Below are 19,920 nucleotides of genomic sequence, written 5' to 3' on the forward strand. Positions count from 1 at the left end.
CCTCTCGGCTATATTAAATTCTGAAAAGCTCTCTACCTATCAAGTTTGCAGTAACCGGCTCTTTTCCAATTTCCCGTGACCAGATAGACAATTGCCCGATGTGGTGGATCTCATGGGCGATGACATGCCTCAGGACTTCACCGTATGGATGGGCTTCCTGTGTTCCATCATCCAAGATATCCATCATGATGCGGTCCTCAAGGCTGTCGTCCCATGCATAGACAAATGGAGCTACTTCCGTGTGGCAGCGGGCAGAGAACTCCTTGATTTGCTGGAGACTGGCGACCTCTTCGAACGAAGGAATATCAATTTGTCGCTCTTGAATTCCACCGCAGATCCAGCCATATTCGACAGCTACAATATGATAGAGAGTGGGGAGAATGTACCCTATACCACCTATGCGCTGTTTCATCAGCTCTTCCTGGCTCACCATTTCACACCAGTCGAACCAGTCATTACGGACTTGCCAGTTGTATTCGAATAGTTTGATCATATTCTCTCGACCTCCTGAATTGTAAAATGCACTGCAGTGATTTCACTTCACTGAATTAACCGTCCAGTGTTTATCCTTATATACAAGCCGATATTCCGCTTCGGCTTTTGCTTTTAACTTTTCCAAGTTATTATACAGATCGTCTAAGTTCAAAATCTCCCCAATGATATTCAGCGGAATTTCCAGGCTGTTTCTTGTCTTGATGGTTCTGTTCCACTCAACCAACACTCCCTTGCTGGCAAGTGAAGTGAGCTGCTCTGCGGCATCCAGTCCAAGCGTCTTCACTTTCCTTTTGCGTGCATGCCATTTTGCAGGGAAAATATGCTGCAGCATAATGGTATAATCTTGGATGTCTCTATAGTAAATTTTGTTGTACCATCCGTCATCATGAGCTAAATAAACAAACCTGTTGCTCAGTTTATCAAAGAACGGGGTATTTAACGGTTGATGATAATGGCCTAAATACAGCAGTTCTGCCTTCTCCTGCGGTTCCAGCTGATCAAGTGCAGGCATACTACCGAAATCAATCCAGCAAAAATCCCCGTATTTATACACATCTTCTCGGTAAAACTCCTCCAGACGTTCTTTTCTTACAAAATCCATCCGTAATCCAGAATGGAAATCCTGTCCTGTGTATCCCGAAGCCAGAAGTAAAATGTTAGATAGTCCTGCTGGGAACGAACTGACAAACTCGTTGAAATTCACCCCCGTAGAGATTACGGACTGATCTGCTTCGTTAAAGATCATATACATAATGTCTCTGCTCTTGATAGGTACACCTCCAGTTCTAAAGACAGGTCACTATACGCTCTAGATACTAACCGGAATCCTCGCTAATCCCCTAATTCATAGCTGCGTTTGTAATCGTTAATGATTTCGGCGAAGGTCTCTAATTCAACTTTCAGTGAATCTATTATGCTATCTAGCTCATAATGCAGCCTGCTTTGTTGCTTCCAAAAATCATTATTGATTCTAACAATGGCATATAACAAATCACCTGCAAATAATTCTCCTGAACTGAAATGATTTTTAGCTAATCTATATAATGCGATGGGTACTAAATAATCTAATGAAATCTTCTGGAGAATCATTAGTCTAAAATCTTCATTTGTCCAATATTGCAGGGGTAACTTTCTTAGCTCATGTACTTTGAAGACTAGCCCGGTTGAATGAACAGGAGCATCTCCCCAATCCTTCAACTCAAGTTCGTTTAGAGACTTGTTGAAATCTATATCTTTTAAGTCCATATAGAACCTCCCTTAAGCATCATTTTATCGTTCATTACCTAGCTATAGTCCTATCCGTCAACTTCCCGGATCTCCCTATCATCCGCACACCAACAAATACAAACCACACCGCGGAAGCCGCCTGACACACAAACCCCGCTGCACTTCCGATCAGCCACGGAAAAGCGCCGATAAGATCCAGCACCGCAACCACAAATCCAAAGTAGGCCGCAGACTTGCCGAGCGCACTTTTTCTAATAACAAGACACAAGATAATGGTTGCTATGCTTAGTATGATCGCTACAGCGTGTATGCCTCCATGGTAGATGCTGAGAACCAGCTTATAGATATCCGGTGAAAGCTCAATATCATAGACAGGATAGACGAGCCTCCCCAGGATGATGTCGAGGATGATGTATACCGGGACAGTGACAACCAGCAGACCGCAGCCCAGCAGCGCTTTGATCGTATCCGTCTTCTCCAATACCTTGTACAGTCCGGCGGTGGAAGGGATAAGCAATAATGAGGCAAACATCAGCAGCTCGTCTGCCATCGAAATATTGAACCTCCACTCCTCCAGCCAGTTCATCAGCTCCGTATCCGACAGTGGGGGGCTAGGCACCGGGAGAAGAAACAGAGACACACCCAGGAAAAGAAGTCCCGAAAGAATAAAGGAAATTCCGCCAAATTTAACAATTCCGATTTTTGGTTTCATGGATTTCAGCTCGATTCCGGGTTAGTTAAACAACTCTACAAGATCTTTTAAACGATTAATCGTATAATCCGGTCGGCTGACCGTCCCGAATCCATAGCTTGCAAAGACGAAAGGAATTCCGGCAAACGCAGCCGCCTTCTGGTCCCCTTCCGTATCCCCCACATAAACCGGGTTCGCTAAGTTGTTTCTTTGCATGATCAGCTTAATATTCTCCCCCTTGGAAAGCCCGGTTCTACCCGGATTCTCAAAATCGGTGAAATACTTATCCAACTTATGATACTTATAAAAAGCTTCAATATATCCTGCCTGGCAATTGCTTACGATGAATAGCTTGTATTTTGAGGATAACACCTGGAGCACGGCCTCCAGCTCCTCATATAACATTCCGCCTTGCTCGGCAAGATACTGGCACTCCATTGCACAACATTCACTTAAAATCTTTTCTTGAATGTGCTCCTCTAAGCTAGGGAACAGTTTTCTGCCAACCTCTGCAACTTGGAGGCCCATTATTCCTTTCAAATTATCCTTAGTGATTTCATTGCCGATCTCTGTGTAGCTGCTTAATACAGAATTCCAGCCCACCACTACTACTTCCGTAGAATCCCAGAGGGTTCCATCTAAATCAAAAATAATGCTATCCATGCAAGCCCCGCCTTTGGTTGGTAAAATATTTATCGCTTTGAATCCTGTTTCACAATTATGATATCATTTCCAGCCTTCCTTTTGCAGTCCTGGTATAATTGGGGGGATATGCAAATTACACAGAAAGGGTTGAGTCCAATCCGAACTACAATACAGGCAGCGGGCGCGATTCTTTCGCTTAGCTTGCTCCTGGGCTGCAGCAGTCAAAAGTCATCCATCTCCGTTGCTGCTACTTTTGAAGCAGCTCCGTCAACTTCACCAGCTTCAACTCCTTCTGGTTCATCTGCCGCGACGGACCCGGCACAGCTTCCAGAAAATACAGAAGGTATCACCAGCCAATTCCCACTGGAGGGTCTGGCCAGTTCAGTGATAATAGATTCTGTTAATGATGCTCAGACGATTCGGGCGAGAACAGCAGCGGGGCAAGGCGAACTGCTGATGATTTCCAGCGGTCCTGAAGAGCGGGGACATCTGAATGTATCCAGCAATTACGGTCTGGAAGGGGAGCAGACTTATCAGGCGGACTACTCCATCGTGTACCGGAAAGGAAACCAAGATCTGGAATTGTCTAAGCTACCTGCTTTTTTATTCGTCCAGCCGACAGACTGTATCTTGGATTTTGCAAGGGTAAGCTTTAAAGAGGCAGATATGTACCTGCCAACTCCCCAGTATAAGTCCGGACATGGACTGGTCGGGTATGCCTTTGCTATCGACAAACGGAGCGGGGAGGCCTTTCCGCTATCCTTCGTACAGGACGGTATCGTACAAGATACGCTTGTCTATGCCGAACTGCAGCCGGCACCAGTCAACGATCATGAACAGTTGGTCGTATTCTCTCCGGTTGGCGCTGGGGGCGAACCGGAACTGGAGCCAAGGGTATACATATTGGATCTGGTAAACCATCAATTTGTCGCCCGCAAAAACTAAACCGGAAGGCCGTTAAATGGGTCCAACGCATCCCTCAAATCCGCCAAACATACAAAAAAGCTGCCTCATAGAGGCAGCCCGGCGATAACCGTTTAGAATACTTTCGTGGTCCACGATTCGCAGTTCCACGTATCGGTTACGATATCACGGTAAAATTCAGGTTCATGGGAGATCAGCAGAATGCTGCCCTTGTATGCTTTGAGGGCACGCTGCAGCTCTTCTTTGGCGTCTACATCAAGGTGGTTCGTCGGCTCATCCAGTACGAGCAGATTCGTCTCGCGGTTGATCAGCTTGCAGAGGCGGACTTTGGCTTTTTCGCCACCGCTTAACACTGCGATCTTGCTCTCGATATGCTTGGTCGTCAGACCGCATTTGGCAAGCGCAGCGCGGATCTCGAATTGCGTGAAGGACGGGAACTCACTCCAGATCTCTTCGATACAGGTATTGTAATTGGCATCCTTAATTTCCTGCTCGAAATAGCCGATTTCCAGCAGATCCCCGAGTCTGGCTGAACCGGAAATTGCCGGAATCTGTCCGAGAATGCTGCGCAGCAGTGTGGTTTTACCGATACCGTTCGCACCGACCAGAGCAATTTTTTGGCCGCGTTCCATGCTCAGATCCAGAGGTCTGGACAATGGAGAGTCATAGCCGATGACGAGGTCTTTGGTCTCGAATACCACCTTACCGGAGGTACGTGCAGGCTTGAAGTTAAACTGCGGCTTCGGTTTTTCCTTAGCCAGCTCGATAACCTCCATCTTGTCCAGCTTCTTCTGCCGGGACATGGCCATATTGCGCGTTGCCACGCTGGCTTTGTTACGGGCCACGAAATCCTTAAGATCCGAAATTTCCTGCTGCTGGCGTTTAAATGCAGATTCTAGCTGCGACTTCTTCGCCTCATACACCTGCTGGAAATATTCGTAATCGCCCACATAACGTGACAGTGACTGATTCTCCATGTGATAGATCAGGTTGATCACACTGTTAAGGAACGGAATATCGTGCGAGATCAGGATAAAAGCATTCTCATATTCCTGCAGATAGCGCTTCAGCCAGACGATGTGCTGTTCGTCAAGATAGTTCGTAGGCTCATCCAGCAACAGAATGTCCGGTTTCTCCAGCAGCAGTTTAGCCAAGAGTACCTTGGTCCGCTGTCCGCCGCTGAGATCATGAACATCCTTATCAAGACCAATGTCCGTAAGTCCCAGACCGCGGGCGGTTTCATCGATTTTGGCGTCGATCATGTAGAAATCCTGGTTCGTCAGCGTATCCTGAATCGTACCGACATCCTCAAGCAGCTGTTCCAGCTCCTCCGGAGTGACATCGCCCATTCTGCCGTACATGTCATTCATCTCTTGTTCCATATCGAACAGATATTGGAATGCCCCGCGGAGCACATCCCGGATCGACTGTCCCTTAGTCAGCACAGCATGTTGGTCCAGATAACCTACCCGCATGCGTTTGGCCCATTCAATTTTACCTTCATCAGGCTGAAGCTTGGACGTGATGATATTCATGAAGGTAGACTTCCCTTCACCGTTAGCACCGATCAGACCAATATGTTCACCCTTCAGCAGGCGGAAAGATACATCAGTGAAAATAGCACGGTCACCAAAGCCGTGACTCAGCTTCTCTACATTTAATATGCTCATGAATTTAACACCTTTTCCTTTACAAAGTATACTCGTCATATTATAAAGGTTTTGGCTCCGCAACTCCATACAGATTACAAAAGAAATGATGTTTTTTCTTTGATTTGCAGACCAGGCTATTGCCTTACAAAAAAAGCAAACAAAAACTGCCGGAAATATCCCGGCAGTTCTCTAATTATTCGAAGCGTTCGAGCACCACTTTGCCAACGGTACGGCCCGATTCCAGCATGGCATGTGCCTTACGCAGGTTCGCGGCATTGATCGGTTCCAGCTTGTCGGTCGTAGTCGTGCGAATTACGCCTTTGTCAACGAGACGGCCCACCTCATTCAGCAGCTTATGCTGCTCAATCATATCCGGAGTCCCAAACATGGAACGGGTGAACATGAGCTCCCAGACAAACGTGACGCTCTTGTCCTTGAGCAGGGTCAGATTGAGCAGTTCATCCGTCTCGACAATCGAGCAGATTTTCCCTTGCGGTGCGATAACCGCGGCCATGCTCTTCCAGTGCTTCTCCGTACTGTTCAGGCAAAAGATATAATCCACCTGGGCTAATCCGGCAGCCTGCAGCTGTGGCAGAACTCTTCAAAATGATTGATCACATGATCCGCTCCCAGTCCCTTCGCCCATTGGGCTGATTCCGGACGGGATGCCGTACCGATAACGGTCAGTCCTGCATGTTTGGCAAGCTGAATGGCGATTGAACCGACACCGCCTGCTGCTCCGATGATCAGAAGCGTTTTGCCGGCATTATCAGCCTTGCCTGTGGAAATCCCCAGCCGGTCAAACAAACCTTCCCATGCCGTGATGGACGTTAATGGAAGTGCAGCAGCCTCAGCATAAGACAGTGCCGCCGGTTTCGAACCGACGATCCGCTCATCCACCAGATGATACTCACTGTTTCCACCCGCACGCTTAATGCTGCCAGCATAGTAGACCTCGTCACCAGGACGAAATAATGTACAATCCTCTCCGACCTGTTCTACCACACCTGCAACGTCCCAACCGAGCACTCTTGGAGCTTCCTCTACCCGCCTTTTGGGGGAGCGTACTTTGACATCTACCGGATTTACAGAAATTGCTTTAACCTTTACCAGAATGTCTTTGCCTGCAGGGACCGGCTTCTCCAGCTCCACATCCATCAGGCTCTCCGCATCATCGATTGGCAAGTATTTGATTAAGCCTACTGCTTTCATTGTTTCTTTGGTCATGGAATCGCATCTCCTTATCGTAACTGTGATGTCCTTATAAATAGTTAGTACAGTAAGTATAAGTTATACATACACTTCCGTTAAGAACGCACATTAATGTGAGATAGTATCATTTTGTATACTGAACTCCATATCAACAAATCCTTCGTCTCACATCAGACTCACTATCTCGGTTCTACATTCGCATGAATCAATAACTTTATGATAATTAAAATATTTTTTTTAGTAATACATATTGAATTGTTTCATTAATTTAGCTGATATTTATCTTTCCCACACACAAAAAAAAGATAATAAGTCCTTTTTTAGGTAAAATGCATAAAATAATTATACGTAATACAAATAACAAAATGCTAATATACTACCAACTATTAGAACTGATTAACCGTTTTGAAAGCGCAAACAGGTATGTTACCCTCATTCAATAAAACTTCTGGAGGTGAACAGCTAGGCATTATCAACAATCCATGAGGGTCTACATAAATACAATTCCGGGGTGGTTTTTTGGTGATTTTACGTAAGTGGTCGAGAGCAATAGTGCTATTCCTTCTGGTATTCTCCTTAATTGGACAGGCTCCTAAAAATGTACATGCTGCCAGCGGATTTTATGTAAGCGGAACCAAACTAATGGATTCTACCGGACAACCTTTTGTTATGCGTGGAGTCAATCATGCGCATACATGGTACAAGGATCAGCTCTCCACCGCGATTCCTGCAATTGCTAAAACGGGTGCTAACACGGTCCGAATCGTATTATCAAATGGTTCCAAATGGTCCCTTGATGATATGAATGCCGTTAATAGTATTCTCAGCCTCTGTAAGCAAAACAAGCTGATCGCCGTTCTAGAGGTGCATGACGCCACAGGAAGCGACAGTCTCACTGATTTGAACACTGCCGTAAATTACTGGATTGGCATCAAAAATGCACTTATCGGCAAGGAAGACAGCGTGATCATCAATATCGCAAACGAGTGGTATGGCACATGGGATGGGGCAAATTGGGCTAATGGCTATAAGCAGGCAATCCCGAAGCTTCGCAGCGCCGGTCTGAATCATACGCTGATAGTAGATTCCGCAGGCTGGGGGCAATATCCGGCTTCCATTGTCAATTACGGAACAGAGGTACTAAATGCAGATCCGCTAAAAAACACAATGTTCTCCATTCACATGTATGAATACGCCGGCGGGAATGCAAGCACAGTCAAGTCGAATATCGATAATGTGCTGAGCAAGAATCTGGCTTTGATTATAGGCGAATTTGGCGGTCAGCACACCAATGGCGATGTAGACGAAGCCACCATCATGAGCTATTCCAAGGAAAAAGGTGTCGGTTGGCTGGCCTGGTCCTGGAAGGGAAACAGCAGTGACCTCGCTTACCTTGATATGACAAATGATTGGTCAGGCAGCTCACTTACCTCATTCGGCAACACCGTTGTAAACGGAAGCAACGGTATTAAAGCTACATCCGTCTTATCCGGGATTTTTGGAGGCGGAAACACAGACCCTGGTTCCGGAAACACCTCTACCATTTATGATTTCGAATCAGGAACTGTGAGCTGGGCCGGAAGCAATATTACAGGCGGCCCATGGACGACCAGCGAATGGAAGTCTGCCGGAGCGTATTCTCTCAAAGCAGATGTGAACTTATCCTCCAACTCCAAACACAGCCTGCATATTGCCGCCAGTCAAAATCTCACGGGAAAATCCAGTCTCAAAGCGACCGTAAAACATGCAGCCTGGGGCAGCTTCGGCAATGGCATCACTGCCGTTCTTTACGTGAAAACCGGTTCGGGTTGGACTTGGTACGACAGCGGATCTAAGCTGATTAATTCGGGCAGCGGCACCACATTGACTCTGTCACTCAGCAGCATTCCGAACCTGAATGATGTCAAAGAGATCGGAGTCGAGTTCCGGGCTTCTTCGGGTAGCAGCGGCCAATCTGCTATTTATGTGGATAGCATAACTGTTCAATAACCGTTTTAGTACGTTAAATATCATTAAGGAATAGATTAGGCTCATGTCACTGACATGGGCCTTTCAAGCGCCTGCCTTCGGGAACTTCTAGTCTTCGGCTTTAAATCCTCAGTTTTCCTCCGGCAATCAATTCATCAACTTCCACTACTGGCACCTTTTGTCCATTAATTGTTCATCTTTACTTCATATGAATTTTCATTATTTTCAGGTAATCTAATGTAGTTGATTTTGAAAGCCCCGGTGTAATAGAATGAATTAATTAAATAGAAAAGGATGCGCATAACCCATGCGATTGAAGGAACCGCGTACACTCAGTAAAAGATCCATACTCTTTTTCTCCATTATCATGCTTGCAAAAAGCTACTTTGCCTGGTATTACTTGTTCGAAGACGGGCCTACCTGGAGCACATTGTTCAAAGAAATCCCCTTTGTCCTTATCATATTCTGTCTGATCGAATGGTTCGCCACGAAACGGAAGATTGCTATCTACATGCTCGTAAATCTGCTAATTACCGTTCTATTCTTTTCTCTGATAGTCTACCATAATCACTTCGGGATTATCGCCACTTCACAGGTGATCGGTCAGGCGAAACAGGTGGGAGCAGTCAAAAAGAGTATATTTGCGGTCATTCATCCGCAGTATATGCTGATTTTCCTGGATATCATTATTATCAGCCTCATTATGCTAAGCCGGAAGAAAGCGCTGGCCTGGAAAAAAGCCATGTCACGCCAGAGCAACCGCAAGGTAGTCGCAGTCCTGTTCTGTATCTCCCTGGTAATCTGCATGATGAATATCTTCCCCAACAAAGCCAGTATGAATGAGACTGTCCAAGCTGAGCAGATGGGGATTCTGAATTATGAAGCCTATGCCCTGCTTGCGGATCAGGAGGAAGAGGTCATTGACAGCGCCCAGATTACTCAATCGGTGATCGATCAGACCAAGGGTATTCAGGCCCAGACTAATCCTATTCTCAACAGAGCCGCCAAAGGCAAGAATCTCATTATCATTCAGATGGAATCCTTTCAGAACTTCTTAATCCATTTGTCGATAGACGGACACGAAATCACACCGAACATGAATAAGCTTGCGGACAGCAGTATCTATTTCCCGCGTTTCTTCCAGCAGGTTGGTCAAGGTAACACCTCTGATGCGGAATTTATCGTAAATACTTCCTTTTATGTTCCGCCGGATGGTCCGGCAACCGAAATTTACGCTCCCAAAGAGCTGCCAAGCTTACCAAAACTGCTGCAGGCTCAAGGTTATGATACCGCTACCTTCCATACGAACGAAGTTGATTTCTGGAACCGCGGTGAGCTCTATCGTGCACTTGGTTTTAACCGTTATTATGACAAAGCCTTTTTCGGTGAAGACGACACCATTTTTTATGGTTCTTCCGATGAAGTCCTCTACTCGAAGACCTCATCTGAGCTGGCCCGGATGAATGAACGCAGTGAACCTTTTTATTCCCATGTCATCTCAATGTCTTCCCATAACCCCTTCTCTATTCCGGAGAACAAATATCAAATGACGTTGCCGGAACGATATGAAGGTACCTTTGTTGGTGATTATATTCGCGCCCAGAACTACGCGGATTACGCGCTGGGACAGTTTATTGCCGAGCTCAAGGAGAATGGGGTCTGGGACGATAGCCTGATCGTGCTGTACGGAGATCATCGCGGACTGCCTATTTTCTCGCTGAAGGAAGAGGATAACGTTTTGCTCGAGGAAATTCTTGGTCATGAATACAATGAGCGTGATCTGATTAATATTCCGTTAATTATTTCCTCTGCTGGAGTGCCGGTTCCAAGCATACAGAATCAATTAGGCGGACAGGTGGATATTTTACCGACAGTAGCGAATTTGCTGGGTGTGCCTGTGGAGAATCATATTCATTTTGGACAGGATTTATTAAATCAGACGGCCTACAATCTGCTGCCTCAGCGTTATTATCTGCCAACCGGATCGTTTGTAAATAACGAAGAGCTGTTCTTATCCGGCAGCGGGTACGAGGACGGCCAGCATTACACGCTGTCAGGTGACGGCAATAAGCCGCTTCTTCACTCCACTGAGGATGAGTTCGATCGTGCGCTGAAGCTCCTTCAGCTCTCCGACAGCTATGTTTCACAATTACCGGATAGAGAAGTCTTGGAATAAGACGGATACAAGTACGCTCATGTAAACAGCCACTCCAGCTTCGCCATTGTCGAAGTAGGGGTGGCTGTTTGTAATTAACCTTACGCGGAATCACAATTCTAAAGACGTAAACCCATATATCAGGCTGTTGTGTACCATGTGAAAAGATAGTAATCATTTTCATTTTCCCCAAATAGCTCATAAAGGTTCCAGTCATCATAGATAACTACCCCATTCTCTATTCTGTAATGCAGAATTTGATTTAGTATCCCAATTCTATTTTGAATCACTGACTTCTCTTCCCATAACAACATATCTTCGCAATACTTCAGTCGCTATTGCAGTAATATATATCCTTCCATTTCAGATTTAACTTCTGATTTTCCAATAGAGAGCAGATAACAGTAAACTTCGTCACGTAGAACTATGTATTCTTGTACTTGAAAATTAGTCACAAACGGGAGATGTGAATAGATATTGGGGCTTCTATTATCCATAAAATCTTGTTTGTTTAAAATAATTATCCGCTCCTTACAAAAAAACTTTACCTGCGTTTGCGCAAGATTCCCAAACGCAAGGAAACAGCCGGGAAAAACCCGGCTGCTCTCAAGGTTACAGGAAGCACTACTCGACCGGTACGTTCGCAATCGTCACTGCCTCTGTATATTTTGCCGTACTGTTCAACCGCAGACGCATACTGGCCGCGCCGGTGATGTTCGGATTGATGGACACGGTTAACGTTTTAGAGGCAACACCACCAGAATCAGCCGTAAGCGAGAAAGTCGAACTGTAGCCATAGGAAGAAGGCCAGGAACCGTCGCTGTTCTTGATTTTAGCAACCTGCGTTCCTGAGCTGTTGTAAATGCCAAGGCTGTAGCCGGAGGTCGTTGAGTTGGCTGTCAGACCTGAAAGGATAACTTTCACCTGGAATTCATATTGATTGGGAAGTATCGCCTGATGTTCAAATACGTAAGCCGGGTTGGTGGTTGATGTTCCAGCTACACCATAAGAACCGCTTTTAAACGTAGAAGGATCATACCATTTGTATCCGGAAGCCGGAGTCGCCCAAGGCTCTGCCACCGGCTGGGTGGAGTTAGCGGGTAATTCCCAGCTGGACAGCGTAGTGGCTGTATCCAAGGAAAGCCCGGGAACCGCAGAAAGTGAGGTGTAGCTTTCCTTCGTTGCTAGCCAGTTAACCATGTTGAGCAAGAGCGTTGCATCGTCCGCTTCTTCATAGCCGTCATAGGTGGTTTTGGTGCCGCCTGTCTCTTCCTTCTTGTATTTAGGTGATGCGTCTTCTACCGGCGAGGAATCCCCGATAAATGCGGCTTTGCCTGCACTTACCTTGGCCACCGCGACAAACGGCCCTTCCGCAACCCCGCCGCCGTTATATACCCCGGCATCTACTGCGCTCGACCAGGCCGTAGCTGTCGTCGGCACGTAGACGATTCCTTTCGCCTTGGCCGGATTGGTAATAGCAAGCGTTGAACCGGCGTGAACGGCAACCGAGGATACTCCGCTTGTAATGTTGAAGGCTTGGGCCGGGGCCACAATGTTATTGGCTACGACATCACCGAGTGCATTGTAGCGGAATCTCACCCCAAAGTTAGTAGACAGCCAATCTGAACTGGAAACACCAGACATGGCGGACGAAGCCGCCTCCTCTGTACTCATACCAAGTGCAGGATTACTCCAGGCGCCCCGACGGTAACCGTTAAAGACCTCTGAAGCGTCCCAACGGTTTTTGTTCCGGTCGGCATTGTAATGATCACTGATAAAGAAAATACTCCCGCCGGCGTTTACATAGCTGAGCAGCGCCTCCTGCTCGGAGGTCTTATAGGGAATGTTAGCTTCCGGAATCACAAACACGTCGTAGCCGGACAGATCCGCCAATGTAATCGCTGTGCTCTTACGTAATTCCTTCACATAATAGCCAGCACCCGCTAAACCGCCTGCAAAATCCGAAAAGGCGCCATCGATCACCCAATCCGCTGCACCCGCGGTCTGGGCATGCGTATTATCGAATAGAACCTTCTTGCCGTTCGCTGTAGTAGGGGTGATACTGGGAGCCGGATCGGACGGACCTTCGGCATTGACCTTCAGGGACGGGATTCCTACAGCCGCAGCCAGAACAGCGGCAATGACCAGACTCGTCCAGGTTTTGCGCAGACGCGGGAAGCTATGAAGCATTAACATTCCTCCACTCTATTCTTAGGATATGACCAATGGCGGTCGCAACTAGAATAGCATAGAAGAATATGGCAAAGAATATAATTTTACTATTTTTACAATTTTAATCTATCTTTGTGAAAGACGCACAATATATTAACATACTGTTGATCTAAATCGGTCCACATCTTGGAACTCACGGAAAGAGATTATCGGTTTGCCAATACATTTAGGATAGCAGCCCCGCTTTAAGGGTATTAAACCATTTCAGTCTTATCCGTAATCCCGCCAAGGCCTTTCTATCCAAACATCTTTGCGTGCCAGGTATAATTCATCTTCAAAATATGTTGAATAGAACACATGATCATTAGGTTTGATATACAAGTCCACCCAACTTTTAGGTATAATGGCTGCATCAAAAGACCATAATTCCTCATATTTTTGCGAAACAATTGCACTCCATGGTATCCCGTCGGAAAACTCGCTTGTGAAATAGATTCCAGCTTGCTGATAATTGTCCTTAAACTGCTCCATCAAACTCCATATATACGGTTTATACTGCATTTTCAGTTCTCGGGTTATGTAGTCCGATGTAATTTCTTCAGTCCAAAATAATATATTTAATTCAAGCCATGACTCCAAAAGTTCGGGAATGACGTCTGGAGTTAAGCCTACAACATAAGGCCTTACATGTAGAAGACTTCCGTTCAAATTCACCTTTTCTGCAGAAGCACCTCCCCCAGTATACATAAATCCATTATCAGCTAATTCCCATTGAAGCTCACTTCTAAAATAATCGTTATTAATTCCTATTACCGATAGAAAAGTAGCGAACTTATGAATTACCTCTTTATAATTGCTTTCGTCGCACTTTACGTAGGTTTGTATGTGCGAATATTCTGGCATCTTTTTCCCCCTTTAATATTAATTTGTGCTTCTATATTTCACTTACTTTCACTAGGAATTCCGCCAAAACGTTGAACAATCTGCTTTATCCTCAATATTAAATTCGATCATTTCCTGCAGTAAGGAATAATCCACCGGTTTTTCCCAGCGGATGCGCACCAGCTGCTTCGTGTGATCATAGCCGGCCTGCACAATTTTATCAGAGAAATGATTAATCCCTGCGAGTTCAGGGGCAACCGCCATATGCTGTTTGGCTACGCTAAAGCCAATAATATACGTGCCGTGATCGGTAAACATGGGCTGATTCCAGGCAATTTTGGGCATCAATCCGGGAAATGTATCAGTGACCCAAGCCAACACTTCTTCCATGCGTGCCAGATGTTCCGGATGATCAATCTTCGCTAAATATTCTGCAAAAACTTCCATGTCGTTCCTCCTTAAGGAATACGGTTTTTAATCCTTTTTCTGATTCCAATCCACAACACCTATTCATGTCAGCCCTTATCCTCCTGTTCAAGAATCGAATACAGATAGGAGTCATGCCATCCGCCCTTATGCCACATATGTTCACGCAAATGACCCTCGTAAGTCATACCGATCTTTTGCATCACTTTCGCAGAACCGATATTGTCCGGGCGGCAGGTCGCGTAAATCCGGTGCAGTCCAAACTCCCGGAAACCGAGCTGCAGCAGAGCTTCCGCCGCTTCACTCGTATAGCCCTGCTTCCAGAACAGCGGATTAAAACAATATCCGATTTCCCCCTGCTTCGGGTCACTGAGATGAAGTCCGCATCCGCCCAGCAGCTGATCCGTAGCTCTCAGTACGACCGCGAATTCAAACCCCCGGCGGGGAGATTGCTTTTGCATATCAATAGTCAAGTTAAGATATTCTCTTGTCTCCGCTTCTGAGTTCGGGCCCCAGATCATATATTTGGCCACTAACGGATCTGACGCATAGGCATGTACTTCATCCAGATCTTCTGGCGTGAATTCCCTAATGATTAACCGGTTCGTTTCGAGCTTAAAAGTGTTCATTTATAGCCCCCTTTTCTTGTAAGAAACCCAATCTTCCATTATTCTAGTAGTCAATAGATCCCGTATGGCACAGGAGGACTGCTGATGGACACAAAAACGCTGGCTGCATTAAAGAAGCTGTACCGTTATGACAATTCCGGGTATGATGCAGAGCGCGGCGTCAGTCTGTACCGGTTGGAGAGCTTAAGCCTTGATGAGCGCAGGCTACTTACGCAATATGGATGGGAAGCAAACGAACTGGAATGGATCACCCATGATGAAGGGAACCGGAAGCTGATGGCCCTTCAATCGGATGAGCGGTTGTCATGGTCAGGGATAGCGGGAGCGTTCATAGCAGGTGTTGGCGGAAGCTTTCCCAGAGGCATTTCTCCCTTAATGAGCTATCACAGGATGCTCCATATGCGGGAACATGAATATGTCCAAACAGAGCACTTCATTTGCTGCAAAACCTGCGGATTTCATAAAGACCAGTGGGAGAATATCTCTTACATCCGTTATACCCTCCACTTAGGTAATGTTTATGGCAGCAGTACTACAGGAGCATACGCCGATTTAACGGAAATAGCCGATCTCCTTGAGCACAGTCCTATTGTACCGGCAGCAGCAGACATTGAGCTTTTCAGACAGTTTATTAAAAGCCTTGATTCAGCACTGCCTGACGAAACTCCCGGTCAATTCGAGAAACGGCTGACTTCCTCCCGACTGATAAAAGGTACTGCGGGTACGCGCCGGGGTATTCTGCAATCGCTTGCTGTACTTGGTGTGCTGCCGAATCAGATCTTGACGCTTACTCCCGGTCAGTGGACGAATACAGAAGAAATTTTGAATGGGGAGCTTCATTTGAACAATACCCGGGGACGCTCCGATATGGAGATGCCATGGGCCGGATGGCAGGGTAAGCTTGGTGTCAATACGGCAGTTCTGGACCGGTTGTTCGGAGAGTTCCTCTGATATTCCTCAGGTTAATTCAGTTCCTTGCTCTTAATCGTAAAGCCGCGGACCTTCATCCACTTCCCGGCAACTGATTCATCGACGGTTCCTGTTTTGGTTCTGACGCAAAATTTATGCGACGTCCCTCTGTCAAAGCCGGATGCCTCATAAAGCAGATCATCGCCCGCCTGCCCCTTAAAATATACCTGCTTCAGGCCAAGCCGGCTTAGCAGCTCCTGCTTTACACTTTCAATATACATGCGTGAATATTCTTTAGACATTGTTGTTCTTTCCTCCTGCAGTGTTCATTCTCTTGTCCATTATACCACTCCTCCAGTTCCAAAATCCCCTTCCGTCACTCCTCCTTCCCTTATCTCAATGTTCTAGGTTCAATTCATCAAGTAGGCAGCAGCAAAAAGCAGCAAACCTCCACGATCTGGAGGATTGCTGCTATACAGAAGCTGTATTTACCTATTCAACCAGTTGCCCATTGCAAAATGGCCTTCGGCTACGCGCCGCTGTTGTGGCTTTACCACCTTGCAGGTATCCAAAGCATAAGGACAGCGGGGATGAAAGGCGCAACCGTCAGGAGGGTTAAGCGGTGAAGGGATCTCCCCTTGAATCGATAACATCTCTTGTTTATTTTCCGGCTTATCCGGGATTTTCAGAATTGAATTAAGGCTTCCGGGGTGAAGGATACATTCTCAATAGCATGCAGCTTCTTGCCTTGTACGCGAAAGGTTTTGGAGACATTCTCTACCTGCAAGAGTGGACTAGACGGCATAGGAAGCGACCTCCACGGCATGATGACAGGCAATTTGATGAACTATGCCAAATGTGCGAAGCTCAGGCACCTCATGGCGGCACCGCTCCGTTTTGAAGGTGCAGCGTTCGGCAAACGGCAGCCGGCAGGAGTCTCGGTAAGCGTCTTTGCCGACTTCGGAATGGAAATAATCACTTTCCCCTTATGCCCAACCTCAATAATTGAGCGTTTTAGCCCGATGGAATACAGATGTGTCGCCTCACGGATGAACTGATCCGTGGTCGCCATTTCCATGATTTTTCCGCCGTACATCACCATAATTTTGTCGCAAAAATTGGTGGCGAGGCCAAAGTCATGCGTTACCATAACTACGGAAATTCCTTCGTATTTATAATATTTATTATTATAAAATTTGGAAAATTCCGATAATCCATTTGCCCAAATCCCCTACGGGAGCAGATCCCGGCTAAGTTCCGGGCGATTTCCGCATACAAAAGCCGCGCTATGCGCGGCTTCTGCTTACAGTAAAATCACCATATAACCCATCTATTATTGATATGAGATCAGGCTCCTAATAACGAACCTATTCATCACTGAACAGCTCCCGCAAAACCGCCTTCCGGTTTTCGAGAAAACGTCTGGTTAGGATGTAGTGCAGTGTGTCTTCATACTGAATCTCCGAGGCAGGCTGACTGTCAAAGTTCAGGATTTGGGCATCCGGATAGCCAAGGAGAATCGGAGAGTGCGTTGCGATGATAAACTGGGCTTCTTTCTCCAGATCCTTAATGATTCGAAGCAATGACAATTGCCGGGCTGGTGAAAGCGCTGCTTCGGGTTCATCCAGCAGATAGATCGCCTTTTTACCGAACCGGTTCTTAAAAAGTGACAAAAATGCCTCGCCATGGGACTGTTCATGTAATGACTGCCCCCCATAATATCTCAAGCTGGAAGGCATCGTATCAATATGTGAAGCAAAGTGGTAGAAGGTCTCCGCCCTGAGAAAAAAACCGTCGGTTACCTTGGGCAGCCAGGATAAACGCAGGTGATCCCCCAGCGCCGAATGCGAAGCATCTACCTCGTAGGTATTGTTCCTGCCTCCGCCTGCTGTATTAAATCCGCACTGATAAGCAACTGCTTCCAGCAGAGTGGACTTTCCTGAACCATTTTCACCAACCAGAAAGGTAACATTCGTCTTGAATTCAAGTCGGTGCAGACTTTTCAGGGCTGATATGGTAAATGGATAGCGGGAAAGATCCGTATCCTTTTTCGGTAGAATCTCCACACTTCGCAGGAACATGTTATCCTCTCCTAACCTATGTTAATAAAAGCATTATCCCGCTTACTCCGCGTCTACAGCTTCATAGAACAGCTGATTATTCTCCAGGAAGAGAACGCCGTCCTGGTTCAGCTTCATCGATTGAATATCCTTTTTCGAGGGGTATTTCAGCAGAGCTTCGTGCACGTCCTCTTTATTCGCCTTGTTATCAATCTGATAAGTAATTATTTTGTCGCCTTCCCGCTTCAAAATCAAATCTTCAGTGCGGAAGCCTGTATGTTCGGCTTTACTCCGGATGCCGCGCTCGCTCATCGTGCTTAAGTCCATACAGGAAACCAGTGAACGGTGAATTCCGGACCCGAAGGAATAAGCATACACGAGATCCATGGTCCCGTCATTATTGATATCGTAAGGCACAACACTGGTTACACCATAGGCACCGAACCCATTTCCCAGCACTGCAGCCTTCCCTTCAGCAACAACAAAGGTTTCTAAGCTGCTGCTGTCTTTAAAAATCTGATGTTTGGTCTCCGACCAGACTTCAGGAGGTGTAATCTCATTCAGCTCACTAACCAGACTGGCTTCCTGCGGACCCAGCAACTCTTGAACAATTGTTTCGGCTTCCTTAACGGACAGCTTTCCGGACTTGGAATCACATGCGGTGAACAGGAGGCCAACCGACAGTAAGCACACACTGATTCCGGTAAATTGCTGCTTGCTGTTCATGTCCGCACCTTCTTAATGTCTTTATTGAACCAATGAACATACCCGCAGCGGTCGCAGGTCAATATATTCGCTGAACGGTTGGCGAAATCAAGATTCAAGAAACTCAGTAAAGCGGTATTCAACTGCGCATAGCCATGATCGAATTTATCATATTGACAGTGCACGCAGATCACACGCAGGCCATTGACCTGATAGGGGGCTGCAGCTGTTAACTCTTTTATATTTTTGGAAAAAATCTTAAAGAACCTCTTTGCTCCGTTTGCCATTTCTGGAGCCTCCTTTTGACACGTTTCCTTTTTATACGAATCCTAAATTTGGAAGTTTCAGTATAGGCTGATCTGATTATACCGCTCACCAAAATCCCCGCCTGCATTTAGAGCATCAATTAATTTAAGAAGTCCCTCTTGACCGGCATTCTTGAACCACCTGCTTACTTCATAACACGCTAAATTATAGTTCCTTTGGGCATCTGCTGTTCCATACTCGAATGCCGAATGAGATTCCAGCAGGCTGAGATTCACTGCATTCTTGCCTTGAGCGGTCACCTCATTCCAGACACCCTAATTATTTATAAATCTCCCGTCCACCATCGCTGCTAAACCTTCATCGAACCAAGCCGGTACCTTGTGTTTATTATGTAGTCTTTCTCGCAGTTCAGCATGCGTCAATTCATGTGAGATTACACTTTCATTCAGCCCCTTAGGTCCGATTACAATATAGTTTTTCCAGGGATAATAATAGGTTTGTCCTGTAGAGTTTTCCGCATATTTTTGAAGTGCCTTTTGTGATTGTACAGCAATAATTTTGGGACTTGAGCTTCTCCCGCCAAAAACTTCGGCTATTTTGCTCTCTGCAGACTCCACAGTCCTTAGTAATTCTTCTTGCTCGGAACTTTGTAAACCAGGTTCAACGTAAAGGTCAGGTGCCACTTCCTTCATATTTGAATATTCAATCAGAACGGCATGAATGGGTTTGGAGTACTTAGTAAAAACAAGAAATATTACCAGAATAACGATTGAGCTGATGAGGAATAGCTTTATTTTTTTACTAATCAAAATTCATCCCCTCCACAACTTGTCATACTATGCACCCTGCTACCTTATTTTCATAACATTATTCCGGACGATGTGGGTGCATCTTATTTAAG

At 46.1% G+C, this 19,920-nt stretch carries 22 protein-coding genes and 1 pseudogene; 4 read left to right on the forward strand and 19 right to left on the reverse strand.

Annotated elements, in window-relative coordinates:
* Positions 1–13: 13 nt before the first annotated feature.
* From AQR02_RS15005 to AQR02_RS15025, 5 genes are all read right to left on the reverse strand, one after another.
* Positions 14–493: a DinB family protein gene (locus tag AQR02_RS15005; RefSeq protein WP_054941166.1), complete on the reverse strand. Its 480-nt coding sequence runs from the start codon at positions 491–493 to the stop codon at positions 14–16.
* 42 nt (positions 494–535) lie between these two features.
* Positions 536–1,246, reverse strand: a complete 711-nt coding sequence (locus tag AQR02_RS15010; protein ID WP_054941167.1) for a hypothetical protein — start codon at positions 1,244–1,246, stop codon at positions 536–538.
* Positions 1,247–1,326: 80 nt separating this feature from the next.
* Positions 1,327–1,740: a contact-dependent growth inhibition system immunity protein gene (locus AQR02_RS15015; protein WP_054941168.1), complete on the reverse strand. Its 414-nt coding sequence runs from the start codon at positions 1,738–1,740 to the stop codon at positions 1,327–1,329.
* Positions 1,741–1,774: 34 nt separating this feature from the next.
* A complete protein-coding gene (locus AQR02_RS15020) occupies positions 1,775–2,434 on the reverse strand; it encodes a hypothetical protein (RefSeq protein WP_054941169.1) in 660 nt (219 codons plus the stop codon).
* A 21-nt stretch (positions 2,435–2,455) separates the two neighbouring features.
* Positions 2,456–3,076 (reverse strand): HAD family hydrolase, encoded by a 621-nt coding sequence (locus AQR02_RS15025; protein WP_054941170.1) that lies wholly within the window; start codon positions 3,074–3,076, stop codon positions 2,456–2,458.
* Positions 3,077–3,184: 108 nt separating this feature from the next.
* Between AQR02_RS15025 and AQR02_RS15030 the strand changes: the two genes are divergently transcribed.
* A complete protein-coding gene (locus tag AQR02_RS15030; RefSeq protein WP_054941171.1) occupies positions 3,185–4,003 on the forward strand; it encodes a hypothetical protein in 819 nt (272 codons plus the stop codon).
* 92 nt (positions 4,004–4,095) lie between these two features.
* Here AQR02_RS15030 and AQR02_RS15035 read toward each other — a convergent pair whose 3' ends face one another.
* Both AQR02_RS15035 and AQR02_RS15040 read right to left on the reverse strand, forming a co-directional pair.
* Complete coding sequence (locus tag AQR02_RS15035) at positions 4,096–5,652, reverse strand: ABC-F family ATP-binding cassette domain-containing protein (protein WP_054941172.1); 1,557 nt, start codon at positions 5,650–5,652, stop codon at positions 4,096–4,098.
* A 175-nt stretch (positions 5,653–5,827) separates the two neighbouring features.
* Positions 5,828–6,861 (reverse strand): annotated as a pseudogene (locus tag AQR02_RS15040) (zinc-binding alcohol dehydrogenase family protein).
* Positions 6,862–7,368: 507 nt separating this feature from the next.
* On the opposite strand from AQR02_RS15040, the gene AQR02_RS15045 reads away from it, so the two are divergent.
* Positions 7,369–8,835 (forward strand): glycoside hydrolase family 5 protein, encoded by a 1,467-nt coding sequence (locus AQR02_RS15045; protein WP_245237477.1) that lies wholly within the window; start codon positions 7,369–7,371, stop codon positions 8,833–8,835.
* A gap of 286 nt (positions 8,836–9,121) precedes the next feature.
* A complete protein-coding gene (locus AQR02_RS15050; RefSeq protein ID WP_054941174.1) occupies positions 9,122–10,990 on the forward strand; it encodes an LTA synthase family protein in 1,869 nt (622 codons plus the stop codon).
* Positions 10,991–11,593: 603 nt separating this feature from the next.
* On the opposite strand, the gene AQR02_RS15055 is transcribed toward AQR02_RS15050, so the two are convergent.
* From AQR02_RS15055 to AQR02_RS15070, 4 genes are all read right to left on the reverse strand, one after another.
* The gene (locus AQR02_RS15055) at positions 11,594–13,159 is read right to left on the reverse strand and encodes a hypothetical protein (protein ID WP_054941175.1); all 1,566 of its coding nucleotides are present in this window, start codon (positions 13,157–13,159) and stop codon (positions 11,594–11,596) included.
* Between the two features lie 252 nt (positions 13,160–13,411).
* The gene (locus AQR02_RS15060; RefSeq protein ID WP_054941176.1) at positions 13,412–14,044 is read right to left on the reverse strand and encodes a hypothetical protein; all 633 of its coding nucleotides are present in this window, start codon (positions 14,042–14,044) and stop codon (positions 13,412–13,414) included.
* Between the two features lie 51 nt (positions 14,045–14,095).
* A complete protein-coding gene (locus tag AQR02_RS15065) occupies positions 14,096–14,470 on the reverse strand; it encodes an iron chaperone (RefSeq protein WP_054941177.1) in 375 nt (124 codons plus the stop codon).
* 68 nt (positions 14,471–14,538) lie between these two features.
* Complete coding sequence (locus AQR02_RS15070; RefSeq protein ID WP_054941178.1) at positions 14,539–15,078, reverse strand: GNAT family N-acetyltransferase; 540 nt, start codon at positions 15,076–15,078, stop codon at positions 14,539–14,541.
* A gap of 84 nt (positions 15,079–15,162) precedes the next feature.
* Here AQR02_RS15070 and AQR02_RS15075 point away from each other — a divergent pair, with 84 nt between their 5' ends.
* Positions 15,163–16,029 carry a hypothetical protein gene (locus tag AQR02_RS15075; RefSeq protein WP_054941179.1) on the forward strand — a complete coding sequence of 289 codons (867 nt, stop codon included), beginning with the start codon at positions 15,163–15,165 and terminating at the stop codon, positions 16,027–16,029.
* An 11-nt stretch (positions 16,030–16,040) separates the two neighbouring features.
* Here AQR02_RS15075 and AQR02_RS15080 read toward each other — a convergent pair whose 3' ends face one another.
* The 8 genes from AQR02_RS15080 to AQR02_RS15110 form a co-directional block, all read right to left on the reverse strand.
* A complete protein-coding gene (locus tag AQR02_RS15080; RefSeq protein WP_054941180.1) occupies positions 16,041–16,289 on the reverse strand; it encodes a hypothetical protein in 249 nt (82 codons plus the stop codon).
* Between the two features lie 186 nt (positions 16,290–16,475).
* Positions 16,476–16,706 (reverse strand): oligopeptide/dipeptide ABC transporter ATP-binding protein, encoded by a 231-nt coding sequence (locus AQR02_RS31375; protein WP_082451858.1) that lies wholly within the window; start codon positions 16,704–16,706, stop codon positions 16,476–16,478.
* 128 nt (positions 16,707–16,834) lie between these two features.
* Positions 16,835–17,137: an ABC transporter ATP-binding protein gene (locus AQR02_RS15085; protein ID WP_054941181.1), complete on the reverse strand. Its 303-nt coding sequence runs from the start codon at positions 17,135–17,137 to the stop codon at positions 16,835–16,837.
* Between the two features lie 217 nt (positions 17,138–17,354).
* Positions 17,355–18,068 (reverse strand): AAA family ATPase, encoded by a 714-nt coding sequence (locus AQR02_RS15090; protein ID WP_054941182.1) that lies wholly within the window; start codon positions 18,066–18,068, stop codon positions 17,355–17,357.
* A 42-nt stretch (positions 18,069–18,110) separates the two neighbouring features.
* Entirely contained in the window at positions 18,111–18,773 is a 663-nt protein-coding gene (locus AQR02_RS15095; RefSeq protein ID WP_054941183.1) for a hypothetical protein, read from the reverse strand.
* Complete coding sequence (locus AQR02_RS15100; RefSeq protein ID WP_054941184.1) at positions 18,770–19,039, reverse strand: hypothetical protein; 270 nt, start codon at positions 19,037–19,039, stop codon at positions 18,770–18,772. Before AQR02_RS15100 ends, AQR02_RS15095 begins: the two co-directional genes overlap by 4 nt.
* Positions 19,040–19,096: 57 nt before the next feature.
* Positions 19,097–19,318, reverse strand: coding sequence for a hypothetical protein (locus AQR02_RS15105; RefSeq protein WP_054941185.1), 222 nt, complete (start codon positions 19,316–19,318; stop codon positions 19,097–19,099).
* A 15-nt stretch (positions 19,319–19,333) separates the two neighbouring features.
* Positions 19,334–19,828, reverse strand: a complete 495-nt coding sequence (locus tag AQR02_RS15110; RefSeq protein WP_054941186.1) for a hypothetical protein — start codon at positions 19,826–19,828, stop codon at positions 19,334–19,336.
* Positions 19,829–19,920: the final 92 nt, after the last annotated feature.

The organism is Paenibacillus ihuae (assembly GCF_001368795.1).
Lineage (GTDB): Bacteria > Bacillota > Bacilli > Paenibacillales > Paenibacillaceae > Paenibacillus_AQ > Paenibacillus_AQ ihuae.